The organism is Engelhardtia mirabilis (genome assembly GCF_007748095.1).
In the GTDB taxonomy this organism is placed as follows: Bacteria; Planctomycetota; UBA1135; order UBA1135.
In genome coordinates this window covers 6889049-6899822 of record NZ_CP036287.1, presented here as the reverse complement: position 1 = coordinate 6899822, position 10774 = coordinate 6889049, and the positions used below count along the sequence as shown (strand labels likewise).

Annotated in this window: 8 protein-coding genes; all 8 read right to left on the bottom strand. The window is 69.6% G+C overall.

The features are described from left to right. Positions 1-757 precede the first annotated feature (757 nt). The 8 genes from Pla133_RS25485 to Pla133_RS25450 all read right to left on the bottom strand — a co-directional run bounded on the left by Pla133_RS25485 (position 758) and on the right by Pla133_RS25450 (position 10657). Positions 758-1939 carry a cysteine desulfurase family protein gene (locus tag Pla133_RS25485; RefSeq protein ID WP_145070675.1) on the bottom strand — a complete coding sequence of 394 codons (1182 nt, stop codon included), beginning with the start codon at positions 1937-1939 and terminating at the stop codon, positions 758-760. Further along, a complete protein-coding gene (locus Pla133_RS25480) occupies positions 1936-3033 on the bottom strand; it encodes a glycosyltransferase (RefSeq protein WP_145070674.1) in 1098 nt (365 codons plus the stop codon). Before Pla133_RS25480 ends, Pla133_RS25485 begins: the two co-directional genes overlap by 4 nt. Then, positions 3030-3872 carry a ParA family protein gene (locus Pla133_RS25475; RefSeq protein WP_145070672.1) on the bottom strand — a complete coding sequence of 281 codons (843 nt, stop codon included), beginning with the start codon at positions 3870-3872 and terminating at the stop codon, positions 3030-3032. Before Pla133_RS25475 ends, Pla133_RS25480 begins: the two co-directional genes overlap by 4 nt. 43 nt (positions 3873-3915) lie before the next feature. Next, complete coding sequence (locus tag Pla133_RS25470) at positions 3916-4605, bottom strand: PIG-L family deacetylase (protein WP_419191964.1); 690 nt, start codon at positions 4603-4605, stop codon at positions 3916-3918. Next, positions 4605-6260, bottom strand: a complete 1656-nt coding sequence (gene bshC / locus Pla133_RS25465) for a bacillithiol biosynthesis protein BshC (RefSeq protein ID WP_419191963.1) — start codon at positions 6258-6260, stop codon at positions 4605-4607. The genes Pla133_RS25470 and bshC overlap by 1 nt, the downstream gene beginning before the upstream one ends. 7 nt (positions 6261-6267) lie before the next feature. Beyond that, positions 6268-7164, bottom strand: a complete 897-nt coding sequence (gene pyrF, locus Pla133_RS25460) for an orotidine-5'-phosphate decarboxylase (RefSeq protein ID WP_145070666.1) — start codon at positions 7162-7164, stop codon at positions 6268-6270. A 60-nt stretch (positions 7165-7224) separates the two neighbouring features. After that, positions 7225-8472, bottom strand: coding sequence for a radical SAM family heme chaperone HemW (gene hemW, locus Pla133_RS25455; protein WP_145070664.1), 1248 nt, complete (start codon positions 8470-8472; stop codon positions 7225-7227). Positions 8473-8638: 166 nt separating this feature from the next. Further along, a complete protein-coding gene (locus Pla133_RS25450) occupies positions 8639-10657 on the bottom strand; it encodes a hypothetical protein (RefSeq protein WP_145070662.1) in 2019 nt (672 codons plus the stop codon). Positions 10658-10774 lie beyond the last annotated feature (117 nt).

The following is a 10774-nucleotide window of genomic DNA, read 5'->3' as shown; positions in this document are numbered from 1 at the left end:
CGACGCGACTGTCCCCCTAGGACTCCGGCGGTGGTGCCGGGAGCGGACGGAGCGGACCCACAACTGGGCCCAGCGGGCTTTCGGGCCACTCGAGGCCCGGTCAGATCAGCCGCCGGTCCGAACCCCGGCTGCGACCCCGACGGGCTGCAACCAGGATCGATCCGGCTTGGATCGACCCGGCGGTTCGAAGACGGCTTCGGTACGACCCGGGAACGCAGCGAGCGGGTCCCGGACATCGGTCTGGCACAGGAGGCTGCCGACCAGAGGGCGCAGGCTGCCGACCAGAGGGCGCAGGCTGCCGACCAGAGGGCGCAGGCTGCCGACCAGAGGGCGCAGGCTGCCGACCAGAGGGCGCAGGCTGCCGACCAGAGGGCGCAGGCTGCCGACCAGAGGACGCAGGCTGCCGACCAGAGGACGCCGAACGCCGCCGACGAGACGATGCTCGTCGGCCGAGCTCTGACGGCGATCCCGAGAGTTCTTGCGCGAATCAGTTCCAGAGCGGTCGCGATCGTCCGAGTAGCGCCTAGGTGCCGTGCCTCCGCACGGCGCGTCGACCGCCGCGCGAGCCGTGCTCGCCGCGATCGTCGCTAGGGGGAGAAGCCCTTTGCAGGGCGGCGCTGTGGGGGGCACTCGGATCGTCCTGGAGTCGGAGATGTCGGCAGGAATGTCGCGCCACCTGTGCGGTGGAGCGGCCGCTCATTACATGCGCGACGCGCACATCGGTCAACGACTTGTGAAGGTGCGCGAGGGCACTTGTTCACAACCGATCGTCCAACGGCCGAGTTGCGTGCGTTCGTCTGCAGGTCTTCACCAAGATCTCCACAGCTTGTTGGCAGTCGTCGAGCGTCGAAGTGCGACCGAGCGACAGTCGCAGACCCGCGCGCGCCTGTTCATCGTCGAGTCCGAGGGCGACCAGAACGTGCGACGGTTCGACCGAACCGCTGGCGCACGCGGAACCCGCGCTGGCCTCCAGACCTGCGAGATCGAGCCGGGTGACGAGCACCCGGCCGTCGACACCAGGAAGTAGGACGTTGAGGGTGTTCGGAAGCCTCCTGGAGTCACCCATGGGGGGACCTAGTAGGCGAGCGCCCGGCAGGGCCTGCGCAATGTCGGTCCACAGTCGTGCGGCGAGGTCGCCGACCCGCGCTGCATAGGTGGGCTGTTCCGCGATCGCCAACTCCACGGCCAGGGCGCCGGCGGCGATGGCCGCGACGCTCTCGGTCCCTGGTCGCAGGCCGCGCTCTTGTCCACCACCGTGGGCGCGCGGAGCCAGTCGAGTGCCACGCGTGACGACCAGGATCCCCACCCCGACCGGTCCGCCGAGCTTGTGTGGGGACATGGTGGCCATATCGACCTCCCAACCGTCGAGGTCGATCGGGATGCGGCCGACGGCCTGGACGGCGTCGGTGTGGAATCGAGCACGACCCTCCGAGGCCTCGTGAGTGGCTTGCGCCAGGGCGGCTACGTCCTGGAGCGTTCCCAGCTCGTTGCTGGCGGCGATCACACTGACCAGGCAGGTCTGCTGGCGGGCGGCTGCGGCCACGACGTCGGCTTCGACCCGGCCCTGCTCGTCGCAGGGCAGGCGAATCCACGGTCGGCCACGACGGGCGAGTTCTGCCGCCGGCTCCAGGACGGCGGAGTGCTCGATGGTTGACGTGGCCAGTCCGCGGCCTCGGGTGTCGAATTCCACGCAGCCGAACAGGGCGAGGTTGTCGGCCTCGGTGCCTCCCGACGTGAAGATCACCCCGTCCTCATGCACTTGGAGGCACGCTGCTAACCGTTCGCGCGCCTCGTCGACCAGTTGGCGAGCTTCGCGTCCCGCGGCGTGGAGGCTCGACGGGTTGCCGAGGCCGCGGTCGACCAGTTCGATCCAGAACTCGCGAACCTCCGGTCTCAGGGGCGTCGTCGCGTTGTGATCGAGGTAGACACGGCGGGTCAAAGGGGCACCTTCTGGCGGTAGAGTTCCTCGTAACGTCGGGCGGTTGACTCGATGGGGAAGCGCTCGGCCCGGGACCTCGCTGCGCGGCGGAGCGTTGTCGAGGGGGGGCTGGCAGCGCGAGCGATGGCCTCGGTCAGGGCGGCTGCGTCGGCGACCAGGCTACCCGCTGACGAGGTGCCGACGAGCTCGGCCGGGCCTCCGAGCTGCGGGGCGATAACAGGCACGCCGCAGGCCAGTCCCTCGAGCAGGCTGAGGCCGAAGGACTCCTCGCGACTCCACGAAACCACCGCCCGAGCACCTCGGTAGAGGTCCGGGGTCGCAGGGATGGCTCCCTCGAAGATCACGGAGTCCGTCAGGCCCCGGTCACCCGCGACGGCGCGAGCGAGCTCCAGCTCGGGGCCCTCACCGACGATTCTCAGGCGCAAGGGCGGCCTCGCGCACCCGCGCCAAGCTGTGGCGAAGGCCTCGACCAGTGCGGGGACACGCTTTAGAGGTCGGATAGTGCTCACATGGACCAGCTCTGGGCCTTCCTGGCGCTGCCCCGGGCGCCAGGTCTCGAGGTCGATGCCGCCGTGGATCACGGAGACGCGGACCCGTTCGCCGGGCAGAGCGTGGAGGCGCGAGGCCAGGTCCTCGCCAACGCAAGTGACCTCGTCCACGCGCCCCAGAGCAGCCGCGAGGCGGGCGCCCGAGCCCAGCGGAGCACTCGGCCCGAGCACACCGGTGAGGTCGGTGCCGTGGAGGGTGACGAGGGTCCGGGGGCGAGGTCCGAGGGCCAAGGAGCGGTCGGCGATCGCCGTGGCGCACTCGGCCAGGGGCCGGGCGTAGTGGGCGTGAAGCGCGTCGTAGCCGCGGCGGCCCGCGCGGGTCAGGGCCGCGTCGACCAGGGCGCGCGGTTCGCTGCCGACCGCCAGGATCGAGAGTCCGAGCGCCGGACGGGCCGGCGGGCGTCCGAGGGCCTCTTGCACGAAGAGGTCGACCCGGTGACCGCGGCGGCACAGGGCGGCGGCGAGCTCCGTCGCGGCGACCGTCGATCCCCCGTGCCCACCGCGGCACAGCAGTGCCAGTCGCAGGGGCGGCTCGGCACCGCTCACGGCTGGGCGGTTTGCGCGGCGCGGGCGGCCGAGTTCGCGCCGGTGGGACTGCGGCGTTCCTGCCCGATGACTTCCTCGGCCAGCTCGCGGTAGTCGCGGGCGCCGGAAGAGTCCGGTGCGTAGTCGAAGACGTGCTGGGCGTAGGAGGGCGCCTCGGCGAGCTTGACGTTGGTGCCGATGGTGCGGCGGAAGCACTGCTCGGGGAAGTACTGCCGCAGCTCACCCAGGATCTCGCGCGCCAGGCGTAGGCGACTGTCGTAGAGGCAGGGCAGGATGCCCGTGACCTGCAGGCTCGGGTTGAGCTGCGCGCGAATCAGCTCGACGACCTCGAGCAGCCGAGTCATGCCCTGCAGGGCCAGGAACTCGGTTTGGAGGGCGACGAAAACCTCGCGCGCGGCCACCAAGGCATTGAGCGAGAGCAGGCCCAGGCTCGGCGGGCAGTCGAACAGCACGTACTCGGCCGGCGGTGCGCCGGTGCGCTCGATCGCGCCGCGCTCCCAGGCGTCGATCGACCGCCGCAGGATGGTTTCGCGCTGGTCGAGGGTGGCCAGCTCGAGTTCGGCGCCTGACAGGTCGATGCTGGTCGGTATGACGTGCAGCCCGGCGGTCGTCGTCGGCCGCAGGGTCTGCGCGAAGTCGGTCTCGCCGCTCAGCACGGTGTAGCTGGACGGCTCGCCCGATTCGATCTCCAGGCCCAGGTGGGTCGAGAGGTTGCCTTGGGGGTCCAGGTCGACCAGCGCCACGCGCCGCCCGGCGCGCGCGAGGGCGGCGCCGAGGTTGACGGTGGTCGTCGTCTTCCCGACCCCGCCCTTCTGATTGAGGATCGCGATGCGGCGCATGACAGCCGCGGATTGTACGGGCGCGGGCCGGTGGCGCTGCTGCTCAGAGCAGGAGCGGATCGACGCAAGTGGTCGGTCCGTCGAGCAGCAGTCCCTCGGCGAACTCGCAGCCGATCAGAGTGCCGAGGGAGCGGGCGAAGACCTCGGCCTCGCGGAGGGGGTCTGGGTCGCCCAGGCGGTGGTCGGCCCCGGGCTCCACCTGGCTGTGGTGGCAGCGAAGTGCTTCGAGCTTGGTGAGCCAGGTCACGTCGATCGGCACTACCAGGTCGGGCCGCCGCCCTCGCGGGGTCGCGAAGCACAGGCGCCGCGGGGGTCGGTGAGCGGGTTGGCCATCGGGACCAGCCAATCCGGCGAGGAACCAGGCCTCGCGGGTGAGCCTCGCGGCGGCGTCGTGGTCGGGGTGCGGGTCCCCGGCGCCATGCCCCACGAGCAGGCGCGGCCGCCAGGTCCGGATCACGGCGGCGAGGCGCTCCCGAGCTTCCGGTGTGGCCTCCAGTCGCCCGTCGGGGAGGGCCAAGTTGTCCCGCATGGCGAGCCCGAGGACCTCGGCGGCCCGCTGGGCCTCCTCGATCCGTCGCTCGGGGTTGCCGCGGGTGGCGCGCTCACCTCTGGTCAGGTCGACCACACCGCAGGCCCTTCCTGCGGCGTGACTTGCTGCCAAAACACCGCCAAGCGCCAATTCGGCATCGTCAGGGTGGGCCGCCACCACGAGCAGGTCGAGGATGCCGCCCACTAGAATCCTTCAACATCCGTCGACGGAAAGTAGACCCCTAGATGCTCCGAAGGAAGTGGTTCAATGTCCGGCAGCAGTTCATCGATCCATTCAAGTCCGAGAGCCGCGCCCGCCTGGACGATCGTCAAGAGCCGTTCTTGGGGCAGATCGCGTCCAAAAAGGCTGTTGTTGACCCGCCTCAAGTGTCGGTTCGAGCGGCCTGTCCGGTTGGCTGCAGCACGCTCGGCCTTACGAGCGATCTTCTCGACCAACTCCTCCGACTGGCGGGCGGCGCGTCTCAGTTGGTTGGCCAGACCCCGGTCGAGCTCGGCGAGGGGCGTTCGAAGCTCGTTCAGTGCGGCGGACTTCTGGCTGTTGACGGACCTCAGTTTGTGGATCACGGGAGGCGCATCTTCCTCGGAATCGGGGTTCGAGAGCTGCCCCCGGGCTGCGAGCGCCTCAGCCAAGCTCAGCCCGACCGAGCGCAGGGCGTTGCCGAGGGTCGGATCGACCAAAGTTGCAGCAAGTCGGTGGCAAAAGGGTGTCAAGGGGCTTGCGGAGGCGGTGCGGATCTCTGCCAGTGGGGCGTGGTAGCCAAGTTCGCCCCAACCGCCCACATAGGCGGCGACAGGTAGGCAGAGGTCCTGGACCAGAGGGCGAGTCAGGACACCCGCGCTCCAGCGCCCCGGTTGGTCGACGATTCGAGCGGCCAACTCGAAGCCGGTTCGACCCCCGACCTCGCCGTCGTAGCGATAAGCGCCGTTCGACCAGCGCAGGGCGCGCCGGCCATCGTCGGCTTGCTCGAAGACCCAGGGAACCCGCTCCGGATCGAGGTCCGCGGAGCCGACGTGGTCAGCCAGCCGCCTCAGGCCCATCCGCAGGTTCCCGTCGAGATCCCCGGACACCAGGTGGGCCAACGCCCGCGAGAGGGGCTCCCGCAGTGCGGCCGGTTCGATGATCAGGAGGCCGGTGTGGCCCAGGACGTGGTCCCAACCACGGACGAAGGCCGTCGCCAGGGTCTCCCCGTGGCGTGGAAAGAAGGCCTCGAGCAGCGGTTCCCGCCCCTCGCCGGGGGGCAGCAGCTGTCGCAGGTGCTCGAGCAGCGCCGGCAGCCGGTGCGCCTCGCGATCCAGGGCCAGGGTTCCGATCGAGCGCCGGCCAGAGCCCATGCCCGGCAGCCCGATCCGCGCGATGTCCAGGTGCGGGTTGAGTACATGGGCGTGCCCCATCTCGGCCAGGTCGTGGTCGTCGGAGTGGCACCAGAACAGGGGCACCACCGGGCGAGACCACTGTTGCTCCAACGCAGCGGCCAGTCGCACGGTGTGGAGGGCCTTGTAGAGGTTCAGCAGGGGCCCGCCGAGGAACCCGGGCTGCTGACCGCAGACGACGACCTGGGAGCGCGAGTCGGAGAGGCGCTCGAGGCTCCGGGCCTGGGCCGGATGCAATGGGGCGTCGAGGCCCTCGTGTGCGCGCCAGGAGTGGAATCGCTCGACCAACTCGCTGCGCTCCAGGAAGGTCGAGTCGGCGCAGGCCGTGGCCGGATCGAAGTGCTCGAGGCGCGCCGGCACCGGGAGGCCACCCAACGCCTGCGGCCGCGGCCGGTCCGCCAGCACCGCGCGGGACAGGGCCGAGAGACCGAGGACGTCCGCGGGCAGGTGTTCGAGGGTCAGTCCCACGACCACCTCAGCCGGCGTGGGGAACGGCGGAGCGCAGGTCGGCGATCATGGCGTCCAGCGCGCGGTCGGCCGCTCCGCGCCAGTCGGCCGCCCCGGCCGGATCCTTGGCGTAGGCGAAGGCGATGCCCCGCGACGAGGCCACCAGTGCCCCCAGCCCGTCGGAGCGGAAGGCGCCGACCACATCGGCGGCGCCGGCACCCTGGGCGCCGTAGCCGGGCAGCAGCATCCAGGCATGGGGCAGGCGTTCGCGCCACTGGGCGAGCTCCGCGGCTTGGGTCGCCCCGACCACGGCGCCCAGGTTGGAGAGGCCGCACTCGCCCAGGCGCTCGGCGCCCCAGGCCGTGAGCTGGTCGGCGACCAAGCCGGCGATGGGCACGTCGCCCGCGGTCTGCCAGGCCGTTCCGCCGGGGTTGGACGTGCGGACCAGGACGAAGAGGCCGCCCTCGTTGGCGTCGGCCGCCTCGATGAATGGCTCCAGGGAGTCCGCGCCCAGGTAGGGGCTGACGGTGATGGCGTCGCAGCGCCCCCCACCGTTCTCGGCCAGGTGAGCGCGGGCGTAGGCGGCCGCCGTGCTGGCGATGTCGCCCCGCTTGACGTCACCGACGACCAGCAGGCTCGCGTCGCGGGCGGCGTCCACGACCTCCTCGAAGGCCGCGACACCGTCGGCGCCGAGCTCTTCGAAGAAGGCCGCCTGGGGCTTCACCGCCGGAACCCGGCCCTTGGCGAGCTCGACCAGCTCGAGGCAGAAGCGCGCCACCGCCTTGGCGCGGTCGACTCGCCGTGCCGAGCGGTCGCGGGCCACCGCGAACTCTTCCGGCAACAGGTCCAAGTGCGGATCGATTCCGAGCAGCACCGGATTGCCGGTGCGCTCGACGGCCCCTGCGAGGCGGTCGGAGAAGTTCATGAGCGTCGATTATGGCCGCGCCGCAGTCGCAGCTCGACGCCCGCGACGAGACTCCGTCGATCAGTCCTGGAATCCGAAGAGTTCGGGATCGCCCAGGTCGAGGAAGGCGCGCGCGACCCCGTCCGCCAGGGGCAGGCCGCGGGGCGTGAGGCCGTAGCGCGGAGCGGCCCGCCCCTCGTCGCGGGCCTCGACCAAGCCCTGCGAGACGAATCGGCGGGCCAGCTCCAGCGCGGGGTCGGACTCCCGCCAATCGGCTCGGCGCCGGGCCTCGGCGGGATCCACGCCCTCCGCCAAGCGCAGCCCGAGCCACCAGGCCTCGCCCAGCCGAGTGCCCCGGTCGAGGCGCTCGGCCCAGCCCATGGTCGGCTCGCCTGCGCGGACCCTTGCGGTCCATTGCCCCAGGTGCCTCGGATTGCCGAAGCGGTGGTCTCCGGCCCGGCTGACGGCCGACGGACCGATGCCCACGTAGTCGTCCCCCCGCCAGTAAGCGAGGTTGTGGGCACAAACCTGTTCCGGCCGCGCGAAGTTCGAGATCTCGTAGGCCTCCAGGCCGGCGGCGACCGCCAACTCGCGAGTGGCCCAGAACATCTCGAGCTCGTCGTCCTCGGTCAGCGGTTCGACCGACCCTGCGCGCCGCTCGCGATCGAGGGCGGTGCCCTCTTCGAAGGTGAGGTTGTAGGCCGACAGGTGGTCGGTCCCGAGCTCGAGCACGCGCTCGAGGTCCGAGCGCCAGGCCGCCGGGGTCTGGCCCGGCGCCGCGTAGATCAAGTCGACACTGAGTCGGTCGCAGCCCGCGGAACGCGCCGCCCGCACGGCGGCGAAGCTCTGCTCGACCGAATGCACGCGACCGAAGCGCTCGAGGATCGCCGGCTGGAGCGACTGCACGCCGATCGAGATCCGCGTCACGCCGGCGCGCAGCAGCGCTTCCACCTTGGTCTCGTCGAGACTCTCCGGATTGCATTCGATCGTGACCTCCTGCGCCGAGGCGCGAAAGCCAGTCAGCCCGTCGAGGGCGTTCAGGAATCCGACCAAAGCCTGCGCCGAGTGGTAGCTCGGCGTGCCGCCCCCGAGGAAGACCGTGCAGGGCGATGTCGGCTGACGCACCTCGGCCTCACGCAACAGCAGCGCCAGAGCTCCGTCGGCATCATGTCCCTCTCCAGGCAGGGAGTAGAAGTCGCAGTAGGTGCACTTCGCCGCGCAATAGGGGAAGTGGACGTAGAGCGAGGTGCCCACCGGGGCTGGCGCGACGAGTCGGTGAGCCGTCGCCGGGTCGACGGCCAACTCACGCTCGAGATCGCGGGTGCCCATCGACGAATCCTACCCGTTCCCGACCACGTACAACGCCCGCCGCTGCGGCCTGCCCAGGCCCCACCGCACCCGGATCAAGGCGAATGCGATGGGGCCTGCAGGTCGATCGGCCAACTATCTCTCTTCCAACTCCTCGCCACCCCGCGCGCGGAAGCGACGTGAAGACCTACTGCACGAAGATCTCATGGGCCTCGGTCGAGGCATAGGCACCATTTGCAGGCACAGCGCTGAGGCTCGGCGGTGCGAACGCAAGGGCTTGGATGCGGATCACAGAGCCGGCCAGATCCGATGGGATAGGGAAGTTCCCGTAGCTTCCACCCGGCGCAACGACGCTGCAGCCGATGCCGCCGCAGCCGATGCCGCCTAGAATCAGCACGACGTTGCTCGTATCGAGCCAAACGTCGGGTAGCAAGAGCTGGAAACTGGCCGGCGGCGCGTAGACGGTGGCGCCCACGAGCATGGGTCCCAGTTCGTAGGTACCCAGCGGACTCAGGACCTCGAATCCAACGACGTCACCGGTACTAGCCAACTTCGATTCATTGCCGGGTCCGGAGGTGGTCGGGCCATTCACGCCGGTGAACAGGCGCAGGTCCTCATTCGTGCCGGGCAACTTCACCGGATTGCCAGTGTCTGTGCTGAAGAGCACGAACTCGATCTCATCCGCCAAGGCGTAGGTCCCCGACCATTGGTCGTCGAAGATCACTTCGACGAGGATGGAGTCGGTCGAGGCGGGGAGGGGAAAGACATCGAATCGTTCGAGGAGCGTCGTCTGGTTCCCACGGTCGGCTGCAGTCACCGGACCGAGGATGCGGAGGCCTCCTGCGCCAGGAACCTGGACCCCGGCGATGGTGAGGCAGGTGATTTCCACACGCGCAGCGTCAACCTCATTGGCGTAGCCGCCGAGCCAGGCCCCGGCGTAGGCCTCGATCTGTCCAAGGTCGATCTGCGACTTCAGGTGCGACACGTCGATGCGCTGTTGCAGACCGGCGTCGCCGTCGCCGTCTCGGACGAGCTGTCCGCCGAGACCATTCGTGGCTGCGAAGGAGGACGACGGCACGAAGACCTCGCTTCCGTAGCCATTGACCACACTGTGCCGGTCGTAAATGCCGTTCCACCCCTTTTCGACGGTCAGTTGAAGCGGCGAGCCAGGAAGCGATCCAACCTCGAAACCCGGGTTAGCGATGAGGTTCACGCCCAGGGGCGGGGGCGTTGGGGCGGTGGGTACGACGAGGCGAGCCTCGATCAGGTCAGCAGAGGCGTACGAACCACTCCACTCGTCCTCGAATACGAGGTCGATATCGATGTAGGCCGTACCAGGTTGGACCGGGAACTGATTCGAGCGCGGAAGCAGGGCGGTCTCTTCGTTGCGCAGCGCGCGCGTCACCGGACCGAGAGCCGGGAGGGGGGCGAGTGAGTTCAGGTTCGAGTCCCGGAAGGTCACCTGGACGCTCACACGATCGGACTCCTCCGCGTGCCCTCCCAGGAACGAGTCGATCGCCAGGGCCCGCTGGCCGAACTGGGCGAAGTCAGGCGCGTTGCCGCGCACGTCTATGCGCTGGCGCAGGACCGCGTCTCCGTTGTGGTGCAGGACGTTTCCCGCACCGCCGGGCTGACAACTGAAGTTCGGTATCCCACCGCCGATCAGGCAAGAGATGAGTGTGATCGGGCTCCATGGGATAAGGTCCGAGTAAGGACCGACTACCGTGCTCGAACCACTGTGGCCTTCCCAGCCCGCGATCGTCGTAGGAGTCAGCGGTGATCCGAACGACCAGCCGGACTCGAACGAACCATTGGTCACGAGGTCCGTGTCGAGGGGGACCGGAGCCGGGAGCGGTGAACCAGCATCGACGATTGCGAAGAGCTCGTCCGCTGCCCCATAGGTGCCGCTCCAGAAATCGCGGAACTCGACGCGGATCGCTGCCTTCTTCGCAGCGGCTGGGATCGCAATGCGCTTCTCACGCCGCAGCAATACCGTCTCGAAGTTGCGGTTCTGGGGCGTGGCGTAGTCGAGATTCTGCCGAGCGACCTCCAGCCCTCCGGCGTCAAGAAAGCGCACGACCAGCCTCGCGTCATCGTCTGCGGCTCCACCGACGAAGCCTCCGGCGTGAAGATGGGCTCCGACGGGCAGGCCCACCAATGAAACGACCTGCTCGACGATCGCGTCTCCGCCCAGGTCGGCGAGCATCCGACCGCCCCCACCGATGAGCTGCGATAGAGCGGTCGATGGATAGCCGGGCGCGTCGTAGCTGACAGTGGTGGAGCTCGAGGCGAGTGTGCTCCATCCGGCGAGGCCGGAATCGAA